We start from the raw sequence: 21677 nt of genomic DNA, 5'->3' as shown, positions 1-21677 counted from the left end.
GACAAACAATAAAATGAAGTATCTAATAATATTTTTCATAAGCTTATTAATGTCATGTTCATCAAATAGAGAAAATAAGCATATAGATATTTCTCTTCAAAGAGAATTAGAAAGAGAAAAAAAGATTATAGAAATACTTGAAAATAAATATGGTTTTGTTGACATAGATGAGAAGAACACAGATTTAAACTATGACCAGCATGATAACGGGCTAATTAGAGTTGTTTATATTCAGAATAAAGACTTTGACTATTTGCCAAGTGAAATTTATCAGCTAAAGCATATCACACGATTAGATCTAAGAGGAGCTAATTTCAAGGATTTGCCAGATAGTCTTATGTCTTTTAAAAATTTAAAGGAATTAATGCTTCTGAACAACCCTATAATAAGAGTAAGTGAAATTAAAATTCCAAACTCAATAGAAAATATCAGGTTTGATGATTGTCCAATGGAGTCATTTCCCAAACTTCAAAAAGAAAACGACTCGATTCCTTATAAACTATTTTTATCAAAAACTAAAATCGATAGTATTCCTGACTTTGTGGGCGATATGAATATTTGTTTGTTATGGGCCAATGAATGTCCGATAACTTATATTTCCCCAAATCTAGGAAATTGTGAGAATATGTATGAGGTTGATTTTTCGAGAATAAAAACGGATCAGTTTCCTGAGGAGTTAGGCAAACTGAGCAAAATGAATTATGTCAAACTTAACAGATTAAAATTAAATGCTATTCCAGAATTTATATTTGAATGGAAAAATTTAACAGCTATTAAGCTAAACAACAATAAAATAAGGGAAGTTCCAGAAGCGATTGGCCAACTAAAAAAGTTGAAATCATTTTACGCTCAATCCAATGAACTTACAACACTGCCTAAGGAATTCGGGCAGTTGAAAAATATAGAGTTTATTGATTTGGAATATAACGTTTTAGATCACAAATCTTTTCCAGAAGAAATGTTTTTCCCAAGAAATGGAGACAAAGCAAGGCTTTATGTAAGTCGGCCGGATTGTTATACTTGTTTTTCAGTTCCAGAGGAGCAGGTTCGAAGAGCTTTTAAAGTGTTGTAATTTTATTGTATTATGAAGCTTAATTGTTGAAGTCTCATCATTGGGAATAAGTATTCCTTAGTTGATTATTTTACATAATATTATTTATAGCTATTGACCTTATCATAATGACAATGTGCATGTAACAACTATTCTTTTCTTTCAGGGTTTTTATCATATTGTTGCACAGAGATAGAAATGTTAATCAAGTCTGATGAATTGACTGTTCCTTTATTTGAGACTACAATAATTCATGCGGAAAAAGCCTTGGAATGGGCCATAGCAATTGATAAAAACAGTCAGGCATGATTTGGGAATAATAGCTTATGCAAAATATAATTAGAACAATGAAGAGTCTTTATCCCTTGACGGATACAACTGTCAGCGCATTGTGTTCGCAGATGACGTTACTTCATATCCCAAAGAACAGCTTGTTGATAGAGGACAATACATTGAATCGAAATCTATACTTTATAGAGGAAGGTTTATGCAGATCATTTTGCAATTTTGATGGTGAAGAGGTAACGACATGGTTTAGTTTGGAAGGAGATGTCACCTTTGCTTTGTTGCCAATGTATCGAAATGCTCCGGGCTTTGAAAATGTACAAGCATTGGAAGATTCTGTCATATATTCAATACCGTTCGAAAAACTGGAAGCCTTGTACAGAAGCTGTATTGATTTGGCGAACTGGGGAAGAATTATTCATCAAGAGTGCGTTTTGTTATTGCAAACAAGGCGAATTGAGCGTATGCAAAAAACTGCCGGAGAGCGATATCATATTTTACTCAATGAATGCCCGGAGTTGTTTAATCGGGTCAAGTTAGGATATATAGCATCATATCTAGGAATGACTCAACAATACTTAAGCAAGCTTCGATCGGATAAAAAATAGTCATTTTAGCAAGGTCTATTTGTCGAAAACCAACTTGTTTTGATTGCCGGTTGATTTTTTAATCTAGATTAAAAAATGCCAACGATAAAGAAGGTATTTTTGGGAACAATTAAATTTTCATCTCATGCCTAAGAATTCTCAATTACCCAACGGGGCATTTTCATTAACTAAGAGTAGGACGCATATTGTCTGGCTGGATGTTTTGCGACTTATCGCAATATTTATGGTTTTGTCGATTCACGCTACTGACAATGTTCCGCCAAGCGAACGATCTCAATCATGGTATGTATTGTGGGGAAGCGTATTTGGATCATTTATGAGACCAAGCGTTCCTTTATTTGTCATGATTACCGGACTCCTTTTGATTCCAGTCAAGCATGATATGAGCATGAGGCAGTTTTACAAGAAACGTTTGGGCAGAATCTTAGCGCCTTTTTTAATTTGGGCAGTTTTTTATAATTTGTTCCCTTGGATCACAGGTATTTTGGGTTTTAAGCCTGAATTTATTAACACTTTCTTCGCTTGGGCAGGGGAAAGTCCATCCCAGACTTTTACGGATGCGATTAATCGAATTGCGCTTATACCTTTTAAGTTCAATGTTTATACGACACATCTTTGGTATCTGTATTTATTGATCGGGCTGTATCTTTATCTGCCGATATTTTCTGCATGGGTTTCCAGAGCATCTAAAAAAGATTTAGAGTTATTTTTATGTATATGGGGAGTAAGCTTATTGTTGCCATACGCTCATGAATACTTAGGCAAAGATCTGTTTGGCTTGTGTTCATGGAATGCATTTGGAACATTTTATTATTTTGCCGGATTCAATGGCTATTTGTTGTTAGGATATTATCTGTATCATCACAATAAAATGAACTGGAAGCAGACATTGGCTGTCGCGATGCCATTATTCATTGCAGGTTACTTGTTTACATTTATTGGCTTCAAGTCGATGGTTTCAGATCCCAACTCAACTGAATATGAGGTTGAGCTCTTTTATACATATTGTTCCTTGAATGTTGCGATGATGACAGCATCGGTATTCTTGATTGTGCAAAAAGTAAAAATAAAGTCTGAGCGTTTAAAGAGTTTATTGTCGAATTTGACTAAATGCGGTCTGGGTATTTATTTGTCTCATTATTGTTTTTTGGGGCCTATTCATAGCTTGACAGAGTCATTGAGCTTGCCGGTTCCAGTTATGATGATTATCGATCCAGTATTGTTATTGATCGTTACATGGGCATTTGTAGCGATAGTATACAAATGGTCAAAAGCCAAATGGATCATGGGATAAATAAGCTAAGACATGAATTCGGAGAATTCGGAGCTGTATTTTCGGCCAATAGGCAGTGTTTTATTTCCCATTGCGATGTCACTGGCTGAGAAATAGTCTATGTGTTGTTTTGATACAATGTAAGATTTATGGATTCTGAAGAACTCCTTGTCAGGCAATTCTTTAAGTATGGCTTTCATGGATAGCTTTGTGATATAGCAATCTTGTTCTGTAAAGATTTTCACATAGTTATCCATCGCTTCAATGTATCGGATTTCATTTGTATTGATTTGAATGTTTTTGTATTCGACTTTTACTTGGATATAGGAAGAGATTGCCGGTTTGTGTTTTTGATTTTTAAGTTGAATATATTTCTCCGCTTTTTCAATGGCTTTGTAAAATCGCTGAAAGTTGAATGGCTTCATCAAATAGTCGACAGCCTCCAAGTCATAGCTTTCTGCGGCGAACTCGCTATAGGCTGTAGTGAATATGATGACGGATTGTTTTATTTTATGAGCTAGTTGCATGCCTGAAAGTTCGGGCATTTTGATGTCCAAGAATATGATATCCGGATGATTGTTTTTTAGAAAATAAGAGGCTTCTATCGGATTGTTGAAAGTTCTTGTCAATTCTATTGAGGGTACCTTTCGACAGTATTCTTTAATAAGCTCCAATGCGAATGGCTCGTCATCTATCGCTATGCATATCAGGTGTTTACTCATGTTCTTTCTATAATTGGATGGATAGATTAACTGTAAATAAGTGATCGATTTTCTCGATACTTAATTCGTGCCGTTTGGGATAAATCAATTCCAACCTTTTGGATACATTTTGAATGCCGTTTTTTGTGCTGTTTATTTTTTCTCCTTCATTTTGAAATATTTGATTTTGCACATGAAGTTGCAAGCATTTTTTTTCCAAGCTCAACTTGATGTCTATCGATGTGAATGTGTTGGCGCTTATGCCGTACTTGAATGCATTTTCAATAAATGGAATCAACAGCAAGGGGGCGATGTTTATGTTTTCGTCTTCGATATTGACAGAGTAATTGATTTTGGTTTTTTCGGGCATTCTCATTTTTTGCAGATTCAAATACTCGTTGATATATTCTATCTCTTTGGCTAGCAAGACTTTTTCTTTATTTGACTCTGTCAACACATAGCGCATCATATCCGATAGCGACATCACTGCCTCTGGAGCGCTATCTTTTTTCTTTAAAGTCAAATAATAAATTGTATTCAGGCTGTTGAATAGAAAATGGGGATTTACTTGAGATTTAAGCAGAGACAATTCAGCTTTCGCGTGTTCTTCTTTTAGCTTTTTGCTGACTTTGAACAAGTACAGCATTATGTTCGAAGCTAGCGCGATCATGAAAAGGATGGAATAACCGAGTTCGGCTTTTGACCTTTGGCTGGGAGTAACAATGGGAGAGCTTGTATTGGTGATATCTAATGCTTCACTGATATATATTGGTCCTTTCATGTACATAACATAGGAGATAGTCATGACAATGATAAATGCTAAGGTTTGTCTTCTTTTCATTAGAGTTTTTCCCAAATAAAAGATGAGAATCAAGAAGGAAAAACTCACATAATATTGAAAGTACGAGTAGTCTTTGATTCTTTCAAATTGATCTATTAGAAAAGGAGGCAGGATCAGAAACAGTCCCCATATAGCCAGATGAAGCGTTACATTAAGGTATTTATTGGATTCGATTAGATTCATTGGACTTGAGAAATAATCAGTTTGATATGTTTTCACGATAAACTCTTTAGGTGTAACACTAATTGGAAGGAATTGGATTGCCATTATTGCCTAAATCTGTAAGTTAATGTCAAAGACACTGACGGTGCTTCGGGTGAATTATGATTGTATGTAAACAATTCTCCATCTTCTGTGATTGTCACATATTTGATGGATGAAAGCAGGTTTCTGGCTTGAAGCGCCAGTGAAAACTTCTTGTCCATAAAGTCGCTTCTGATCCCTGCATTCAAAGCGTAATATCCTTCCGTTCTGCCTTGAGATCTCACTGTTGGACTGTTGTAATTTCCATCCAGTTGAATTCGTATATTGTCGTTGACTTTGAAATTATTGCTGATTCTTGTGCTCCAGTTGAAGGATTGCTGGTCAAAGGATTCTCCATTGCGCTCGCCTTCAATTCTATAATCGAATACATCTCCTGTCAAAGTAAAATCCCACCACTTTGAAACCGCTTGATTATATGAAAGCTCAAGGCCCAATGAATAGTCGGTTCCAACATTTTCATAAGTGGACAATATAACCCCGTCGTCATAAACCGACTGAATGGTTTCTATTTTATTATGCTTGACTCTATAGTATGACTCTACGGAAAGTTGAGCGCTGTTCCATTGCTTGATATAGCCCAATTCAAAAGCATCGATATATTCAGGTTCCAAAGCGGGATTTCCTTTGCGTACATTGAATTGATCGACCCATGTCATAAACGGCTCAAAAGTCCAGCTCCCTGGTCTGTCGATTCTTCTGGAATAGCTTGTCATGATTTGATTGTCTTTGGGGAGATTGTATGAGAAGTGAGCGGTAGGAAAAATGTCCCAGCGATCAATGGAAAACGTTTCATTGGTATTTTGCGACTCCACAAATCGATCTGTATATTCAGTTCGCAAGCCTAATTGAAATCCAAAATCGTTGATTTCACCTCTATACATGCCATATGCTCCATAGATGTATCGATGGAATCTAATGGAGTTGTCAAATTCGGGTTGTCTCACGAATTCACCATTGAGCGTGTCATACAGAGAAAAGGTAGTTTCATTCACGCTGTTTTGTGTTCTGACATGGATTCCTGTTTCAAGCATATCATTTTCCCTAAATGGTTTAGAGTAATCCAAGCGCAAATCCCAATGGTGCAATGGGTTGGGAGCGTATTCTGTATTTCGAGATCCGAAATTAACGCTTTGGTTATCAGCGTTTGACATTAGATTTTCTGAGAATTCCTGATAATCTCTGTATCGAGTATTTACCTGAAATAATAGCTCATGATTTTCTTCATCAAATAAGTGGCGATAGCTACCAGTAAGCGTGAGATAATTGAATGCTCGCAAATGTTCACTGTGACTATGTTCATTGATTACTTCATCTTGGCCCTCTATGCTTGTTTGGTAGTCCAAAGAAGAAAGTCTTCTGGCATTAAAGTTTCCATATTGAGTTTCTAATGAAAGAAAATCCCTGTCTGAAATATCCCATGAAAATCCAGCTCTGATGCTCTGTGTGGTTCGAATGTATTCAGAGCTTCCTTCATCTTCGATGACTGTGGTGATACCATCATGAACTGTTCTTCGCTCTCTGAAATTATTGCTGGGAAATATATTTTCGTTATAATCAAGTCCTACGAAAAAGTTGATATTCTGTCGTCTATAATTAAACAGCATATCGCCTCCATACCTTCCAAAATTACCCATTGTGGCATTGACAGCTCCATTGAGACCTAAAACCTCATTTTTTTTGGTGATGACATTGATGACGCCTCCAGTGCCATCGGGATCGTATTTGACAGATGGATTGGTCATGATTTCAATATTCTGGATAGTGCTTGCTGGAATTTGCTTCAAAGCGTCGCTTGGATCCAGTGCGGTTGGCTTGCCATCGATCAGCACAGTAAATCCTGAACTTCCTCTCAAAGCTACATTTCCTTCCATATCAACTCTGATGGAGGGAACATTTTCCAGTACTTCTACAGCTGTTAGCGAAGCCGAAGAAAGCTCCTCAGCTACTGACACAATTTTTTTGTCTATTTCATAATTGACACTCTGTCTTTGGCCCGCGACCACTACTTCTTCTAAAAGCTTAGGGTTAATGTTTAGGGTAATTTCTCCTAAGTTAAGCACCGAACCATTTTTTTCCATGAAAAGATGTTCTCTGACGTATTTTTCATACCCGACAAAGCTTATAGAAATAGTGTACTCTCCTTCGTGGATATTGGTGATCTGGAAATGACCATTCAAATCGCTCATGCCACCCGTTATTAAGGTTTGATCTTCTTGGTTGAGAATTGTAATGGTAGCGAATTCAATTGGATTGCCTTGCTCATCAATGATTTGGCCTGTGATTGTATTGTCTCTGCTAGAGTTGCTTGCGAATATTGAAATCGTTGATAATGAAAATAACAAAGTGATGATGATAGCTTTCATTTTCTTATGAGTTTTACTTTCGATTGTTTTCACTGCAAAAGTGTTGGACTCATTATCCTTATTCAAAATTTGTTGGCGTACTGCTATAATTTGGAGGTGTATGAAACTTGGCAAATGGTTTTTCTTTTCTTGAATTAATCTTTGTTTATAGACATTTTCAAACAATTCCCTCAGTATGGATTTATATCCAAAATGTATGAGCTTTATAACACCACAGAATCGAAATCTATCAGCAAATTAGGGCAAGTTGGCATTAGCAAATTTCCAGCTTCTAGTTCTATGGGTTTGAATTCTGCAATTCAGTGTGTGAAAGCTACATTTCCGAATAAACTTTGGACTTTGGGACTTGAGAGAAAAGATCCCAAAAAAAGAATCCATGTCAATGCGGGTTTGCACCTATTGATAGTCCCGGGAAAGGATGATTATCCGCATTTGACGATTTTTATTGAGCATACGCATGTTGATTTTAAAAGAGGGCAAACAGACATTGAATTTACCCATGCGCATTATAGTCCGAGCAAGCATGGCGCTCGAATAGTTTTTGAGCAACAGGTCGATGGCAGTATGAAAGCCATCGGTAATGAAGTTGCTCTGACGCCAAAAATATTGGCGGGTATTGAAAAGTGGTTGGTCAATGCGGGCATTGAAGCGAGGTTTACTGACGGGATGGGGCGAAACTCTGAGATCTGGGAATTGGAAGAGGGCTTTTATTTTGAAAGCGCTCGCTCGACAAAGCCAAAGAGTAAAAAGACGACGAAAAGCAAACCGATATCGTCTGAATCTAGCGCCGAATTGCCTTTGGCTATTGCCATGCCGAAAGGTCTGGAGACTTTGGAGCATCAAGTTGAAGCCTTGCATATGGAAGAATCGTTGCCAATAACAGGAGAAAGCTTGCTTGAAGCGCCGGATCATCCTCAGTCCAAAAAGAAGAAAAAGAAAAAAACTAAAGCTCAAACTCAAGACAAGCCTACTAAACCTATTGTGGAAACAGTGTCACGAGGCCCAATGCATGCAAGCGAGCTACGCATTAAAATGTGGGAAGATGCTTTAGGCATAGATAATTTTGAGACTATCGCCGAGACTGTTGATTTGAAAGCGTTTAGTCCCCAAGAATTGGAGGAAATTGAGAAGCTTTTTTTACAATTATATAATCGAAAATCAGTATTGGAGAGCAAGCAAATTGCGGTATTGAAAAAGAAATCCGAAGATGTGGTTCATGAGATGATCGAAGCTCGTTATTTGCTTGGCGATATGCTTTCAGGCAAGCTAAGCGCCAAAAGCGCCCGCAGACGATTTGATGTGAAGTTCAATGCATTAATGAAGTTATCAGATCAATTGATTCCCACGCATTTGCATCGAATAGATGTGGATGACGTGTTGGTGGGGGGTATAGCGGAAAAACGGAAAAAGCCCGACCCGGTTCTTTTGGCAGCGGTATCTTTTGCGATGAGAAGCTACGCCGCTAATTTTTCAAAGCTTAGAATACAAGAATATTTCAGCATGTCGCTAAATTATATTTCTCATTTGGATGCTTTGTGCCAGCAGTTTTGTCCGTCGATAGTGCCGTTTTTCAGGAAGTTTTTCAATTTTGTGGACACTTACAATTACGCTATGACAGAAGTGGATCAAGAAATCCATTTGTGGAAAGAAAAGGAGGTGTTGGATTTGGATAAACTGCAACAGAGGTTTGCACAGGTTCAAGAGCCAATAGATGAGCGAATAGATTTTTTCAGGAGCATAGAGTTGGGTTTTAAAAAGCTGTCCATGAAGATGTTTCATTTTAAAACTCATCAATGGAAAAAACTGGCTGAGGAATTCGCTCCCAAGATTAAAACATTGCAGGATGTACAGGGGCGAGATAAATTTGTTTCACTAAAAGAATCATTGCCAAATCCCGATCCATTTTTTGAAGCCTTTGATCTGCTGAGAGATACTGTGGCAGGTTTGGAGTAGCAATGAAAAAAGGGATCCCCTTACATGGAGTCCCTTTTTGAATTTGAAATAGTTGGTTCTAGTAAACTTAATCTTACTAAGTCAAAGGTGATGCCATAAATGTTTATTTGCTTAAAGAGTTCTTTGTTATTTCAGTTTACTTATGATTTTTAATATGATTATATTAATATATGGATAAATAAATTTTATTTGTTATTTTTAAGATTAAAAAATATATAATGATATCATTTTAAAACTTGTTTTTTATTATGTTATAATTTCTAATGAATTAAGTAAGATTTAAAAGTCGAATGACTATTTTGTGAAGTTTATATTTTAATAAAAAACTTATATATATGTTTGAGCAGATATTAGGTAATCTTAATGATTTAATTGTATTAGGACTCTTTTTATACTTTGCGCTTGTGCTACATGGTAAAATCAATGTGAAGCCACAATATGAAGAGCGTCTTGAAAATTTTAGAAAAAAGAAGCTGTCATATGTAATAGTATGGGGTGGTATTTTTTGCTTTACGGTTTTGTTTGTTTTGAAGTTTATTTGATACGGTTTAGACTAATTAGTTATAAGGAGTTTGGATTATTTATCAGTTTACCAAAAGCTAATAGATCTAAGCTTGCATGTTTATGGAATTCAAGGAAAATATGAAAAAAATATTCAATTATTCTTTTCTGATTGGTGTGAGTGTGATTGGTTTATTTTTTTTAAACAAAGGATGTAATGAAGGACGTCTTTTAAAAAAGAATCCAAAGTATTCAATAGGAGAAACTTATTCAGTAAATAACGAAACAGGAAAAAGTAATGGAGGGTTTAAAGCATTTTGTTCAGGTTTGAAAATTAGGTGAAATACTGGCGGAGATTAAACTTTTTATTATGAATAGTGTAAAGGTTTATTTTTGTATGCTACAAGTTGTAGACAATTAATATTGAAAAACTATGAACTCACTTGCTATTAAGTTAAATAATGAAAGTTGTGATCAAGTAGAAATACAGTTCAGAAATGCAGATGAATTTGACTTTTCAGAATCAGATAATAGCTTCATATGGAGTTTTACAGGAAATAAGTTACCCTTTTACGCTGAATTTATTAGTTCAAAACAAAGTACATATGTTTTATTAGAACCTTTAAATAGGGAGGGATCTGATCAAATTTGTTTTAATTATCTTAAAATGTTTGATTTTTTAATGAAGCACTTTAAACTTGAAATTACATGTTGGCTAGTAAATTATGACATTGAGGATGAGAGTATTGTCATTGTTATCGACTCATTAATTGATAAAAGTCAATTAAAATTTGATTTTATAGCAGATTATAAAATATATAGATAATACTCATTTTTCGGCCTTATGTTTTGGGAGGAATAGCGAAATAAATACTTAATGCTGGTCATGTATTTAACTATTGTAATAGTTTCAAATTTCAGCAGAGAGCTATCACATATCCAAAAGTTGGCATATAATTATATTCAAAAGCCTTGGGGTGGGGAATAAGCTGAAGCTTTTTGTTTTTGGTATTTGAGGGAAAATAGCAAAGCACAGTTTGCAAAATGGAGCTAGGGTAGAGAAAGGTGCAGTTCTTTCGCATTTCCAATACGAATGCTTAAAAACTAGCATTTGTAATGCTGCGAAGCGAATACTTCGATCATTTCAATTTTTCGATGTCCTTAGCAGCAAGGCCAGTCGCTTACATGATTTGATCGACAGAAAGACCTTCTGTCTCGTTCGGAATTAGAATGCACAATGATAAATAAGTATTTGAGATGCGGAAGGGGAAGTAACTCAAGCCTCTATGACATTAAAGTAAACAGCTTTATGGACATCAAATTTATAATGATCCATATGCAATTGCTGAATCTCTTCTTTAAAGAGCTGATTAATGCCCTTGGATTCACAATACTCATAGTCAGACTTTTTTATAAAGGTAATCGTATAATAAGGAAAGCTATACACCAATTGATAATTAAGCTTTGGAGCATGAATACTATTTGTCAAATACAATTTATTGAATATGCTAATCGCTGGATCGTCTTTTCGTGAATGAGCCTTTTTGATTCGCGAAAATATCACAGACCCAAAAGCGATAATCAGTACGGCGTAAAATATTATTTCCATATTTCATCAAGATTTTCAATCAAACTATATTCAATCCCATATTTTTTGAGTTGATTTTCAATCTCATGAAAGTCAAAAAAAGGATCTTTCAAATGGCTAGGCGGGTGGTAAATGATTTGTTCATTTTTATCTATCATTGATAATAATTCAGAAGTATTGCAAATTAATATTGATTTTAAAAGAGATATATGTTTTTTATTATATGAAATCTTTAAAAATGAATTATCAATGTTTTTTACGACAGAATATGACTTGTGCTGTTCTGCAATTTTTACATATTCCTCAGATATCACATGATCGATGATGTGTTTTATTAATATTGCTATCGAATTTTTGGACTTAATAAGATCAGAATAGCAGGCTCTCACTGTTTCATAATTTATGATGCAATTTTCAAGAGCATCTAAAATTTGACATTCTTGATCAGAACGAACTCTTATTGGAATATTGTTAAAATGCAATCTTCCCGGAACAAGTTCTGTGTCAAAATTCTCCTCAATTTGATGCTGGACTATGCAGATGCTAAATTCATTTTGATTAGAATCAATACCCATAATATATTTTGTCCCTCCGTCAGCAAGTGTTGCAGAGTCAGTTATGTAAATTGGATTCTTTAGCATTGTTGTAATTATTGTTTTGATTCATTTCAAACATTCCAATAATCTCTTCCCGAGTTCGCTTATCAAGCCCCAATCTGGCAAAAGTTTGCAACTTGTGCCTATTTCTAGCGGTGAGTCATTATATTTTTAAATATTCAAAAGCCTTGGCATAAGCCGAGGCTTTTTTTAGATTTTTGATAAAAATGGTTGAGTATGCAAGCAAAGCACAGTTTGCAAAACGGAGCTAGGGTAGAGAAAGGTGCAGTTCGTTCGCATTTGCAATACGAATGCTTAAAATCTAGCACCTGTGATGCTGAGAAGCGAATACTTCGATCATTTCAATTTTTCGATGTCCTCAGTAGCAAGGCTAGTCGCTTGCATGATTTGATCGACAGAAAGACCTAAAGCAATTAGGGATTTAGCTATTTGAACTTTTTCTTCTTTCTTTCCTTTTTCTAATCCTTTTTGCAGCCCTTCCTCTTTTCCTTCTTCTCTAGCTTCAAGCTTTGCAGTCTCAATGGTATTGTAGTAATCTCTCATTTGCTTGAGCGATTCGCGATATTCATACAGTTGTTGAGGATTGAACTTGGCGATTTCATCCGTATCAAAAAATTTCTGGAATATACGTTCTCGCAGTATAATTCAAAAATAGCCTGTCGGCCTTCCGCGGATCTGGAGTAATGCTCGTTTTGATGAAAAGGCAAGTCTTTGATTTGGTCTTTTTCAGGAAGCAGTTGATTCAAGAAATCAATCAAAAGGTCCTTGTTTTGTTCTTCTCCGAACAATTTCTTGAACCCAAAATCTGTGAACGGATTGATGAATTTTTCGATCATGGCTATAGCTAATTGATTGATTTAAAAATACTTCTTTGATAGATGATATGCAAATGAATATGCAATTCAAGGATCTTGGAGTATAATTAAACAATTTTTGTGTAGTGCAACATTTGCCGGATTATTCATTTACAAAGTAAAAGTGAACGATGTGAAGTTTGCAAATCCGCTCTTTTTTAGGATTAATCGAGAAGCTAATCAAGTTAATTATTAAATTTGCAAGATATTATAAGCAAATTTAGATGAGAAAGAATTGGAAATCAGAAGATGAGCGATATTTTGGGATAGGTATCTTCAGACCTAAGACTAAGGAAAATCTTGGCTCGCTTTGGAGAACGGCTCATATCTTGGGAGCAAGTTTTATATTTGTGATAGATGCTAAATATAAAAAGCAAAATTCGGATGTTTTAAAAGTTTGGTCTAAAATACCATTATTTCAATATGAGACAGTGGAAGCATTTCTTCAGACGGTTCCTTACAGTTGCAAAATAGTTGGAGTTGAAATTGATGATAATGCCATTCCTATTGGTGAATATGAACATCCGGACAGGGCGGTTTATTTATTGGGTGCGGAGGACAACGGACTTACGAAAGAATTGAAGAAAAAATGCCAAGATATAGTAGTTTTGCCGGGCGATTACTCTTTGAATGTGGCGGTTGCAGGAAGTATTGTACTATATGATAGAGTGAATAAATTGGGTTAATTATAATGATTGGCTATTAGTGATAAACATAATTCAAGAGGCGTGTAGATCAGGCCTCTTGAATACATTGAATACTTAGGATTTTTTCAAAACAAATAATCTTCCCAATTCATACAGGCCAAAAGCAGGCAGGATTATTCTGAACATGTTTAATATGGCCCAAAGCTGTATTTTTGACTTTTGAGCTTCTCCAGAAAGCGTTCCATTGTCTATGACTGGAATGTTAATGAATACAATCACGTATATCGTAACAGCGAAGACAATACTGAATAAAATAAGCGAAAGCCTTACGGATTTTTTCTGATCATCGGATAGCAATGAACCTTTGCCAAGTAATTTCAGATGAGAGGCTATAGCAACGATAGTCAAAGGAAAATAAAACATGCCAGGATCTGTCGTATGCTTGAATTGCCTGAAATGCTCCATGTTTTGATCTACATTGCCAATCAGCCAATTAGGGACAAATACGATTTGTTCCAATAGCTCGCCGAATACCAGCGCGCTTACTGATGCAAATGCTATTAATAGCAACAAAGTGTCTCTTTTCAATTCCCTTTCCATATTAATGATTTTTTGTTTGTACAAAAGTATAGCTATTGCATATCAGATTTAATATCAAAAATCAGGATATAGTTATTAAAAGCTAGGTTTTGTTGATTTTCTAAACTTTGAAGGAGAGTGATTCGAGTGTTTCTTGAAAAAGTTAATGAAGTTCGATGTTGCGCTGAAGCCCAGCTTGTCTGATATTTCTTCTATGGTATCCGAAGACTGCATTAGTAAAGTGGAAGCCTCTAATATGATGTACTCATTGATAATTTGCTTGGCGGTCCTATTTGTGGCTTTTTTTACGCATTCAGACAAATAAACGGTGCTTATGTTCAATTTGTCAGCGTAATAGTTCAGCGAGTTTCTGGAATGGGAGTTTTTTCTGACGAGGCATTCGAATGAGAATGAAATTTCTTGTGCTCTTGTCTTGAAGTTTTTCTTGATGGAACCGACAAGAAAGCTTTTACGGGATTCATATAATAAAATGCTTAAATACGCACGTATAATTTCCAAGTTTTCATGGTTTAAGTTGTTGAACAAGGCATGGATTTTTTCAAAAAGCTCTTCAAAAATAGAGGAATTATTTTCTAAAAAATATACAGGGGAATAGTTCAGATTGAAATACGGAAACTTTTGTTGCACATCAAAATCCGAAAAACCGTTATTTAGAAATGAGGATTGAAATACAATCATATAGCCATTGGAAATGCCTTCGATATTCTTTACATCCACAGATAATGTTTGCTGAGGGGTGAGAAAAGAAAGTATCGTTTTATCCTTAATGCTATAATTCGAATCATCAATAAGAATGTCTAAATTATATTGCTTTGAAAAGTAAATTTGAAAAAAATCGCATTTCCTGATGAATGTTTGGTGAGGAATAGTGTTCACATGATCCCTAAATTTAAGAATATGAAATTCATCGCACTGAAGTAAATGGCTTATGTTCATTGCTTGCAATAGCGAAGCGATATCTTTATGGTTTTCCATGTGGGTATTTATACTTCGGACCGTTTGTTAATTCTTGAGTCGAGGAATTTAAGATCAATATAAAATTATTAAAAAAGGACTAAATATAATACTGAAAATTGATCAAGTATTGAAAGGCAATGGCTGATTGAAATTGATTTTAGTTTTTTAAATTTTAGAAATGTTTGCTAAGGTTTGGAAAACAAGAGGGGTAATCATTTGCAGACTTTCGTTTATTCGCATGTATTCATCGCACTCTAATAAAGAATCTTCCGAAATAGTATAATATAAAGCGTGGTTTTTGCCTCTTTTTGAATTGACCTGTTTTTACTTCAGGATATTCTTCCAAACCTAGGTTGTAATCCGAAATGGATTGATGAGAATAATTGTTTTTGTTTCTTTTGCAAAGCATGTAAGCAATTGCTCCAGCAATTCCACCTGCAATGAAAGTAGTAAATGAAAAATTTCGTTTTCCTTTTCCCATCCTGTCGACTTTTTGTAATAGACAATTGTGATTGATAATAATGACAACTGTGCAAAAGATATAATTGTTAGTTATGAAAGAGCTTGTCTATTTTAATAAAAAGAAAAAACTCTCACCTAGTCTTATTGGCCAAGCAAGAGTCTAAAACAATACATGTTTTATTATTGAGTCATAACTTTAGCAATTCGAATTTTATTTCAAATTATTAAGCCATGTTATGAAAAGGGGCAATTTAGAAACGGAACTTCAATCCCGCTGACACAATATTATTATCAAAATCTGGAAGCATCATTTCGTTTTTGCTATTGGTGTTCATTCTGTTGTATACCGCATTAATGGATAGGTTGTCGATTACAAACCACTCCGCATTAAGCCCGTATCTAAATCCAGTAACATCCTTGCCAGTAGTGAACTCGCCAACGACTCCCACACCTAACGATTTTGTAAAATAGTATGTCGTTTCCAAATTGAGCCTGAAAGCATTTTTCAAATCATCGTAATCTATATAGCTCAAAGATATTCCAGCATCTATGAAGCTGCCATTTTTCAGTTCTTGCACATGGAAGTTAGAGAGTGAATAAGTGTTCGAGCCTAAATAATCCGAATCATTTTTAACATATCCCAATGAAAGTGTAGAGTACTCAGCGAAGTATTTACCTACAGTTACAGCATATGTATTGGATATATTGTTCTCTGGATTCGCGTCAACTTTAGTGCGTGAATAGTATGCATTGGCAAACCAACCTGATGATTTGTGGACATAATTTCCCGCGAAATTCAATACGTTGAGATCATGCTTATTTCTATCTGAATATTCTCCAAGACCATAGGAAAAATGCGCAGCTGAAGACCTGTCAAGAAAAGTCGCCAAAGCCAGAGGACCTTTGCTTATGTCTACTTTGCCAAAATAGTATGTAAGCCCTCCAAGAGCATAATTCGTTTTGGAGTCAGTGTACATGTTTTCGCTATACTTTGTATCATTGAAGGAATAATCCGCATTCAGTTCAAACCTGTATCCTTTGTCAATATCCGTTGTTTTCTGTCCTAAAGCATTTTGAGATAATACAATATTAATGATGACTAGAAGCCCAGAAAGTATTTTGCTAATATTCAAGTCCATAACCTATTTGTTTAAATTTTTCAACACTTTTGTATCATACACAATTTTTCCATCGACAATGGTCATGATACTTTTCGTTTCGACTATTTTTTCTTCAGGAATAGTCAATATGTCTTGTGATAGAACCGCTAAATCAGCTAGCATCCCTTCTTTGATCTGTCCCTTATGATGTTCTTCGAACTCTGCGAAGGCCGAGCCTTTGGTAAAGCCATCAATAATTTCTTCTCTTGTCAAGGATTCTTTAGGATCCAATGGATGATGCAATGCGTATGCGAATGCTGAGAATGGCCCTTCCACCCCTTCAGTTCCAAAAGCCAAAGGAATATTGTTTTCCAATAATGATTTCATCTTGAAGAAATGTGTTTCATGGCCGAACCTTGATCTCACGATATCGGCAAGAACCAAATGATGAGGTTGTTGAACGACAATAGCTCCTAGTCTTGCTGCTCTAGGAATTAAATCATCTACTACGCCATCACCATGCTCCAGTCTTACACGCTTCGATTTCCAGTCAATTCCTTTCATTGATTCCATGGTATTGATGATGATTTCGGCAGACCTGTCCCCATGCGTGTGAAACAACACTTGACCTCTCCATTCACTATCAGGGTTGGATAAAATATGCTTGATCTCATCATTTGAAAATGACATCTTTCCTTTCCAATTTGGTTTATCCGCGTATTCTTTTCTGATAGCAGCGACTCTTTCCATTGGCGTTCCGTCCAAAAACCATTTCGTTCCTGTAGCTGTCACGAGCCTGTTTTCTAATGGATATTTAGGGAGGCTTTTCGATTCTTCCGTATCTCTTCCATCAGGTGTCGTATTGGGCATTCTTATATATCGCACACGAATAGGGACTTCAGCGTCTTCCAATACTTTGAGGTATCTGGTTGGAGACAGTATAGGCATGTCTTGTATTGAAGTGACTCCATAGCTTAGCAACTCGCTAGTTTGAGCTTTCATTGCTTCAGCGAGCTCTTGGTCATTGAGATTAAAATCCATTAACTGGCGACGCAAAGGCCATTGAGCGTACTCATGAAATTTTCCTGTAATGACATCCGAGCCTTCTTCTCTTATGAACCAGCCTCCAAGAGGATCTTTTACTTTATCATTCAGACCAAATAAGTTCATCGCTTTGGTATTGATGACTTCACCATGGCTAAACCATGTTGAAATATACACCGGATGGTTAGGTGCGATTTCATCCAGAGAAAAACGGTCCGAGCGCTTATCGTCTATCACATTTACTCCAGCCAAACCCGTGATCCATGTGCCCTCTGGCACTTCTTTCACCGCCTGCTGCACAGCTTCCAATACTTGGTCCCAGCTAGGTTCCCATTGCAATTGAAGTTGGTGGCCTACAGGCGCGTTTGAAAATGAATGGAAATGGGCGTCATTAAAACCTGGAATAACTAAATGATTTTCTAAATTGATTTTTTCAGCATTCTCGCTTGCCAATTCTAAAATTTGATCTGTTGTTCCAACAGAAATGATTTTATTACCTTTGATAGCTATCGCTTCCGCTAACGGATTATGTGTGTCAGCCGTATATACTTTGCCATTGTAGAGTACTTTATCTGCAAGTTCTCTATTTTCTTGCGATTTCGTTATTTTTTTGCTGCATGAAGTCGTGAATAAGATGCATGACAGCAATAGGGTTGAAAATTGTTGTAAGTTCTTCATTGATCTAATTTTTTTACGATGCAAATGAAGCTTAAATAAAGATGTGTTCTGATATTAAAAATGCGGTGAAAATTATCAAAAACTAGGTTTTTGAAGATGAGATAAGATTTCTATCCTTGTTTGTTAGCGAGAATCGATAGTATGATGTAGAAAAAGAAAGATGCTCAATATTTAAAATTGTTATCGACTAACATTTTTCATTAAGCACTATATAATATTTTTTATTGTATTTTCTTTTAATGGAGCAGCGTAAAAATGTAAACTATCTCTTTTTAAAAAAATCTAAAACTTTTTTAAATTTTAAAGACACTATCGCTATATAGGATTCATTGGCACTAATATAATCAGTTATACTTTTGCCTTCATAATAAAATTCGATAGGTTCTTTCAAATATTTTATTAGAGCATTCTCTTTAAGAGAGTGTTCATACTCTTCTGTTAAATTTGAATCAGTTATGTATAAACTATCTTTTTGAATGTTCTTGTTCAAAATATAGAATTTTCTTCTCAAAGTAATCACGTATAATGAGAGTAGGCTAATTTATTCAAAAATTAAATTAGCCTTTCATGGTTATGCTATATTAATTAAACTTTATAATTTTCATCTATAGGTATATATTCTATGCCTTTTATATTTTCAGTTTCGAAAATGGCTTTCAACTTATCGCTAATAACAATATCATAGTCATACATATCAATTTTAAAAAAATCAGATTTGCAATCTTCAGATAATACTAAATGATTAATTTTTCTAATTCTATTTCTAGATAAAGTTATGTCAGATTTATTTAAATCGATACAATTTTCGTTTGTTAAAAACTTTACAGAAAAAAAAGTTTTTTCATTCCCAGCTCGATTCACTGCTTTAAATGGAATAAACTTTAAATTATGCGATGTATATTTTTCCAAAACTGATTTCAACTTTTCTGATATGACATCTCCATCTCTTGAAATATAATCAGTATCTTGTTTCCCTTCAAATAGTATTTTTAGTAAGGGATTTTCTCCACTCACTACTTTTTTTATATTTAAACCATATTTGATGGAATAAATATTTCATCATTTTCAATTGTGTGAATTATAAAATAATACATATTAATTTAAAATTTTAAGACTACCTTCTGAAGTTAGCATTCCCAATATTTCTTTTTGTTCATTAACAAACTCTAAAAACTCATTTTTTCGAGCTAATTTTTCTTGCGCATTAAGCCTGTTGAAATCATCAAATATAAATTCTAATTCTCTTTTAATTCTTTCATTATAAACAGGGTGTGTTTGATGTTTAGCTCTAGTCCAGAAATTTGAAGGCACATCTGAAGGCGTTAAGGTTCTTCTAGCATTTTCAATTATTAAATCAAACTCATGCAAAGGAGGCAACATCATGCCATTAAAAGTTGTATCAAGATCAATATCCAACTCATCGAATATTTTCCAAATTGAATCTTCATTTCTTTTGGTATAATATGATGTGCTTCATATTTACTTGGAAATGCTTCCAATGGATCTAAGCCAGATCTTTTTCTTGCTTTTATATCGGCTTTTATCGCTCTTTTTAATCTATTTAAGGCTTTAGTTGAAGGAGCTTTTAGTTGATTAGCTATTCTCTTTTTCTTTACAGCATCTGTAAAAGTTCTATTAGAATCAATTCTATTAATTCTATTGTAAATTCTTTGATTCCTTCTAAGGTTTGGGCAGCCATATCTCTAACTTTTCGTCCTCTTGTAAAACCTGAACTGTCGATATCTTTGCCAAATGTTGTATTGGTTTTTGAAGGTAAACTTGTTTGTTGTTTTTCTAATTTAAACAATTCGTGGACGTGAATCTTAGTGAAGTAAAAAGAGACACATAAATTTGTGTCTCTTAAAATCAAATAACGTTTAATATTTTTGAGTCAGAGTCCTGTATATTTTCTTTAATTATAGATTTGTATTCTTCAAAATCATTTCCCGCTAACATTTTTCCTTCAGGATAATCTTCAATGTTTTTTCCTCTTAAAATACTTAGTTCAAAACGAAAATATCCATTTTCATGTAAATTTATTATTACATATTCTGAATTATTTATCTTTGATTTTTCATAAGCATCATTAAATTCAGTTCCTAATAAACTAATATCAGCTAAAATAATATTATGATCTATCAAATGCTCAAAGTCATTTATAGATAATTGAATAAATGCAAACTGTGGTTCCATTTTATGAATTGTTTATTTTATCAAAAAAAGATTTATTTATACTTTTTTGCATATTTGCATGTTCGTTTCTTAATGGAGAATCTGATTGTAATAATTTGATGCATTCAATTTGCCAGTTCACTTCATCTTTGGGATTATTCGCTGCTTTTGTAGCAAAGTCTAAACCTTCAATAAGCCATTCATAACATCCATCTGTAATATCGGAATCAAATACAAAAGGTTTGTTTAAATTTAAAGCCCTTTCTATTCCATCCAATAATGTTCCCCCCTAAAACAAAACCATCCTTTCCGTCAATATTAATTTTTGAGTTTGGTGTATTTTTAGATTTATCCCATTTAACCTCCCCATTAGCAAACAGCATCCACGGATTCAAATGCCCCTCGAGTTTGAAACGACGGTTTTTGAAGGTGAATCTATACTTATCAAATTTCAGCTTGTCACCTAGTTTTTTAGCGACTTGTTTGAGGTTTTTATATATTTCAAGCACTCTCTTGAACGTGAGTGCTTGAGGACATTTTTAAGGCATGTATGGAAACTTAAACTCTTCTGATGGTAATAAATCTAAACCTGATAAATCTGCTTCCATTAATGAGTTTTTAATATTTTCATCAATTAATATTTGAGTAATTAATTCTTTGAATCTAACTATTTTAAAGCCCTTCATTGCATTCTCATCAACTTCCATTTTATCAATTTTCCCAATATATTGTTCTTCCTTTAGACCTCTATATAGAGATTTATCATAATCAAAAAAAGAAACAATGGGTAGACTCATTATATAATAATCTTTTTTTGAATTTTTATCAGTTATTTTTTCTTTCAATAAAACAGGATAAAAGTGTAAATTATTTATTTTAAAAGGATCTAAAACTTTTTTAAATTTTAAAGACACTATCGCTATATAGGATTTATTGGCACTAATATAATCAGCTATATTTTTGCCTTCATAATAAAATTCGATAGGTTCTTTCAAATCTTTTATTAGAGCATTTTCTTTAAGAGAGTGTTCATGCTCTTCTGTTAAATTTGAATCAGTTATGTATAAACTATCTTTTTGAATGTTCTCGTTCAGAATATAAAATTTTCTTTTCATAAT

The 21677-nt window shown here is 34.4% G+C and carries 25 protein-coding genes; 7 read left to right on the top strand and 18 right to left on the bottom strand.

Annotated elements, in window-relative coordinates; all coding sequences use genetic code 11:
* Window positions 1-13 precede the first annotated feature (13 nt).
* The 3 genes from AABK36_RS22880 to AABK36_RS22870 all read left to right on the top strand — a co-directional run bounded on the left by AABK36_RS22880 (window position 14) and on the right by AABK36_RS22870 (window position 3238).
* Window positions 14-1072: a leucine-rich repeat domain-containing protein gene (locus AABK36_RS22880; protein ID WP_309942948.1), complete on the top strand. Its 1059-nt coding sequence runs from the start codon at window positions 14-16 to the stop codon at window positions 1070-1072.
* Between the two features lie 326 nt (window positions 1073-1398).
* The gene (locus tag AABK36_RS22875; protein ID WP_309942946.1) at window positions 1399-1944 is read left to right on the top strand and encodes a Crp/Fnr family transcriptional regulator; all 546 of its coding nucleotides are present in this window, start codon (window positions 1399-1401) and stop codon (window positions 1942-1944) included.
* 124 nt (window positions 1945-2068) lie between these two features.
* Window positions 2069-3238, top strand: coding sequence for an acyltransferase (locus tag AABK36_RS22870; RefSeq protein ID WP_309942944.1), 1170 nt, complete (start codon window positions 2069-2071; stop codon window positions 3236-3238).
* A 5-nt stretch (window positions 3239-3243) separates the two neighbouring features.
* Here the strand turns inward: AABK36_RS22870 and AABK36_RS22865 are convergent, their stop codons facing one another.
* From AABK36_RS22865 to AABK36_RS22855, 3 genes are read right to left on the bottom strand one after another with little or no spacing between them, the layout of a single operon-like run.
* A complete protein-coding gene (locus tag AABK36_RS22865) occupies window positions 3244-3939 on the bottom strand; it encodes a LytR/AlgR family response regulator transcription factor (RefSeq protein ID WP_309942942.1) in 696 nt (231 codons plus the stop codon).
* Between the two features lie 7 nt (window positions 3940-3946).
* Window positions 3947-5026, bottom strand: a complete 1080-nt coding sequence (locus AABK36_RS22860) for a sensor histidine kinase (RefSeq protein WP_309942940.1) — start codon at window positions 5024-5026, stop codon at window positions 3947-3949.
* Entirely contained in the window at window positions 5026-7386 is a 2361-nt protein-coding gene (locus AABK36_RS22855; RefSeq protein ID WP_309942937.1) for a TonB-dependent receptor, read from the bottom strand. The genes AABK36_RS22860 and AABK36_RS22855 overlap by 1 nt, the downstream gene beginning before the upstream one ends.
* 192 nt (window positions 7387-7578) lie before the next feature.
* On the opposite strand from AABK36_RS22855, the gene AABK36_RS22850 reads away from it, so the two are divergent.
* From AABK36_RS22850 to AABK36_RS22840, 3 genes are all read left to right on the top strand, one after another.
* A complete protein-coding gene (locus tag AABK36_RS22850; protein WP_309942933.1) occupies window positions 7579-9339 on the top strand; it encodes a hypothetical protein in 1761 nt (586 codons plus the stop codon).
* Between the two features lie 624 nt (window positions 9340-9963).
* Complete coding sequence (locus AABK36_RS22845) at window positions 9964-10182, top strand: hypothetical protein (RefSeq protein WP_309942929.1); 219 nt, start codon at window positions 9964-9966, stop codon at window positions 10180-10182.
* A gap of 91 nt (window positions 10183-10273) precedes the next feature.
* Window positions 10274-10666 carry a hypothetical protein gene (locus AABK36_RS22840; RefSeq protein WP_309942928.1) on the top strand — a complete coding sequence of 131 codons (393 nt, stop codon included), beginning with the start codon at window positions 10274-10276 and terminating at the stop codon, window positions 10664-10666.
* 450 nt (window positions 10667-11116) lie between these two features.
* On the opposite strand, the gene AABK36_RS22835 is transcribed toward AABK36_RS22840, so the two are convergent.
* From AABK36_RS22835 to AABK36_RS22820, 4 genes are all read right to left on the bottom strand, one after another.
* The gene (locus AABK36_RS22835; RefSeq protein WP_309942925.1) at window positions 11117-11449 is read right to left on the bottom strand and encodes a hypothetical protein; all 333 of its coding nucleotides are present in this window, start codon (window positions 11447-11449) and stop codon (window positions 11117-11119) included.
* On the bottom strand, window positions 11440-12069 hold the full coding sequence (locus AABK36_RS22830) for a hypothetical protein (protein WP_309942924.1): 630 nt from the start codon (window positions 12067-12069) through the stop codon (window positions 11440-11442). Before AABK36_RS22830 ends, AABK36_RS22835 begins: the two co-directional genes overlap by 10 nt.
* Before the next feature lie 312 nt (window positions 12070-12381).
* Window positions 12382-12588 (bottom strand): hypothetical protein, encoded by a 207-nt coding sequence (locus AABK36_RS22825; protein ID WP_309942923.1) that lies wholly within the window; start codon window positions 12586-12588, stop codon window positions 12382-12384.
* Window positions 12585-12881 (bottom strand): PD-(D/E)XK nuclease family transposase, encoded by a 297-nt coding sequence (locus AABK36_RS22820; RefSeq protein ID WP_309942921.1) that lies wholly within the window; start codon window positions 12879-12881, stop codon window positions 12585-12587. The genes AABK36_RS22825 and AABK36_RS22820 overlap by 4 nt, the downstream gene beginning before the upstream one ends.
* 242 nt (window positions 12882-13123) lie before the next feature.
* On the opposite strand from AABK36_RS22820, the gene AABK36_RS22815 reads away from it, so the two are divergent.
* Window positions 13124-13585, top strand: coding sequence for an RNA methyltransferase (locus AABK36_RS22815; protein WP_309942918.1), 462 nt, complete (start codon window positions 13124-13126; stop codon window positions 13583-13585).
* Between the two features lie 75 nt (window positions 13586-13660).
* On the opposite strand, the gene AABK36_RS22810 is transcribed toward AABK36_RS22815, so the two are convergent.
* From AABK36_RS22810 to AABK36_RS22760, 11 genes are all read right to left on the bottom strand, one after another.
* Window positions 13661-14146 carry a hypothetical protein gene (locus AABK36_RS22810; protein WP_309942916.1) on the bottom strand — a complete coding sequence of 162 codons (486 nt, stop codon included), beginning with the start codon at window positions 14144-14146 and terminating at the stop codon, window positions 13661-13663.
* Between the two features lie 75 nt (window positions 14147-14221).
* Entirely contained in the window at window positions 14222-15121 is a 900-nt protein-coding gene (locus AABK36_RS22805) for a helix-turn-helix domain-containing protein (protein ID WP_309942915.1), read from the bottom strand.
* A gap of 226 nt (window positions 15122-15347) precedes the next feature.
* Entirely contained in the window at window positions 15348-15584 is a 237-nt protein-coding gene (locus AABK36_RS22800) for a hypothetical protein (RefSeq protein ID WP_309942913.1), read from the bottom strand.
* A gap of 232 nt (window positions 15585-15816) precedes the next feature.
* The gene (locus tag AABK36_RS22795; protein WP_309942911.1) at window positions 15817-16704 is read right to left on the bottom strand and encodes a hypothetical protein; all 888 of its coding nucleotides are present in this window, start codon (window positions 16702-16704) and stop codon (window positions 15817-15819) included.
* A gap of 3 nt (window positions 16705-16707) precedes the next feature.
* Complete coding sequence (locus AABK36_RS22790) at window positions 16708-18387, bottom strand: amidohydrolase (protein WP_309942909.1); 1680 nt, start codon at window positions 18385-18387, stop codon at window positions 16708-16710.
* Window positions 18388-18972: 585 nt separating this feature from the next.
* Window positions 18973-19401, bottom strand: coding sequence for an imm11 family protein (locus tag AABK36_RS22785; RefSeq protein ID WP_309942907.1), 429 nt, complete (start codon window positions 19399-19401; stop codon window positions 18973-18975).
* A gap of 81 nt (window positions 19402-19482) precedes the next feature.
* Entirely contained in the window at window positions 19483-19803 is a 321-nt protein-coding gene (locus AABK36_RS22780) for a hypothetical protein (protein WP_309942904.1), read from the bottom strand.
* Between the two features lie 196 nt (window positions 19804-19999).
* Window positions 20000-20194: a hypothetical protein gene (locus AABK36_RS22775; protein ID WP_309942902.1), complete on the bottom strand. Its 195-nt coding sequence runs from the start codon at window positions 20192-20194 to the stop codon at window positions 20000-20002.
* 59 nt (window positions 20195-20253) lie between these two features.
* The gene (locus tag AABK36_RS22770) at window positions 20254-20580 is read right to left on the bottom strand and encodes a hypothetical protein (RefSeq protein ID WP_309942900.1); all 327 of its coding nucleotides are present in this window, start codon (window positions 20578-20580) and stop codon (window positions 20254-20256) included.
* 1 nt (window position 20581) lies between these two features.
* Window positions 20582-20836, bottom strand: coding sequence for a hypothetical protein (locus tag AABK36_RS22765; protein ID WP_309942898.1), 255 nt, complete (start codon window positions 20834-20836; stop codon window positions 20582-20584).
* 262 nt (window positions 20837-21098) lie between these two features.
* Window positions 21099-21674 carry an imm11 family protein gene (locus AABK36_RS22760; protein ID WP_309942896.1) on the bottom strand — a complete coding sequence of 192 codons (576 nt, stop codon included), beginning with the start codon at window positions 21672-21674 and terminating at the stop codon, window positions 21099-21101.
* Window positions 21675-21677: the final 3 nt, after the last annotated feature.

The sequence above is a fragment of the Aureibacter tunicatorum genome, from assembly GCF_036492635.1.
Taxonomy (GTDB): domain Bacteria; phylum Bacteroidota; class Bacteroidia; order Cytophagales; family Cyclobacteriaceae; genus Aureibacter; species Aureibacter tunicatorum.
This window is presented reverse-complemented; position numbering and strand designations above follow the sequence as displayed.

Bases quoted from the DNA above. Each gene is read 5' to 3' on its own strand.
- AABK36_RS22825 (WP_309942923.1), bottom strand. From the start codon at position 12,588: ATGAGAGATTACTACAATACCATTGAGACTGCAAAGCTTGAAGCTAGA.
- AABK36_RS22815 (WP_309942918.1), top strand. From the start codon at position 13,124: ATGAGAAAGAATTGGAAATCAGAAGATGAGCGATATTTTGGGATAGGT.
- AABK36_RS22865 (WP_309942942.1), bottom strand. From the start codon at position 3,939: ATGAGTAAACACCTGATATGCATAGCGATAGATGACGAGCCATTCGCA.
- AABK36_RS22795 (WP_309942911.1), bottom strand. From the start codon at position 16,704: ATGGACTTGAATATTAGCAAAATACTTTCTGGGCTTCTAGTCATCATT.
- AABK36_RS22840 (WP_309942928.1), top strand. From the start codon at position 10,274: ATGAACTCACTTGCTATTAAGTTAAATAATGAAAGTTGTGATCAAGTA.
- AABK36_RS22875 (WP_309942946.1), top strand. From the start codon at position 1,399: ATGAAGAGTCTTTATCCCTTGACGGATACAACTGTCAGCGCATTGTGT.
- AABK36_RS22850 (WP_309942933.1), top strand. From the start codon at position 7,579: ATGTATGAGCTTTATAACACCACAGAATCGAAATCTATCAGCAAATTA.
- AABK36_RS22810 (WP_309942916.1), bottom strand. From the start codon at position 14,146: ATGGAAAGGGAATTGAAAAGAGACACTTTGTTGCTATTAATAGCATTT.
- AABK36_RS22835 (WP_309942925.1), bottom strand. From the start codon at position 11,449: ATGGAAATAATATTTTACGCCGTACTGATTATCGCTTTTGGGTCTGTG.
- AABK36_RS22760 (WP_309942896.1), bottom strand. From the start codon at position 21,674: ATGAAAAGAAAATTTTATATTCTGAACGAGAACATTCAAAAAGATAGT.
- AABK36_RS22880 (WP_309942948.1), top strand. From the start codon at position 14: ATGAAGTATCTAATAATATTTTTCATAAGCTTATTAATGTCATGTTCA.
- AABK36_RS22845 (WP_309942929.1), top strand. From the start codon at position 9,964: ATGGAATTCAAGGAAAATATGAAAAAAATATTCAATTATTCTTTTCTG.
- AABK36_RS22800 (WP_309942913.1), bottom strand. From the start codon at position 15,584: ATGGGAAAAGGAAAACGAAATTTTTCATTTACTACTTTCATTGCAGGT.
- AABK36_RS22870 (WP_309942944.1), top strand. From the start codon at position 2,069: ATGCCTAAGAATTCTCAATTACCCAACGGGGCATTTTCATTAACTAAG.
- AABK36_RS22820 (WP_309942921.1), bottom strand. From the start codon at position 12,881: ATGATCGAAAAATTCATCAATCCGTTCACAGATTTTGGGTTCAAGAAA.
- AABK36_RS22805 (WP_309942915.1), bottom strand. From the start codon at position 15,121: ATGGAAAACCATAAAGATATCGCTTCGCTATTGCAAGCAATGAACATA.
- AABK36_RS22770 (WP_309942900.1), bottom strand. From the start codon at position 20,580: ATGGAACCACAGTTTGCATTTATTCAATTATCTATAAATGACTTTGAG.
- AABK36_RS22860 (WP_309942940.1), bottom strand. From the start codon at position 5,026: ATGGCAATCCAATTCCTTCCAATTAGTGTTACACCTAAAGAGTTTATC.
- AABK36_RS22790 (WP_309942909.1), bottom strand. From the start codon at position 18,387: ATGAAGAACTTACAACAATTTTCAACCCTATTGCTGTCATGCATCTTA.
- AABK36_RS22855 (WP_309942937.1), bottom strand. From the start codon at position 7,386: ATGAAAGCTATCATCATCACTTTGTTATTTTCATTATCAACGATTTCA.
- AABK36_RS22830 (WP_309942924.1), bottom strand. From the start codon at position 12,069: ATGCTAAAGAATCCAATTTACATAACTGACTCTGCAACACTTGCTGAC.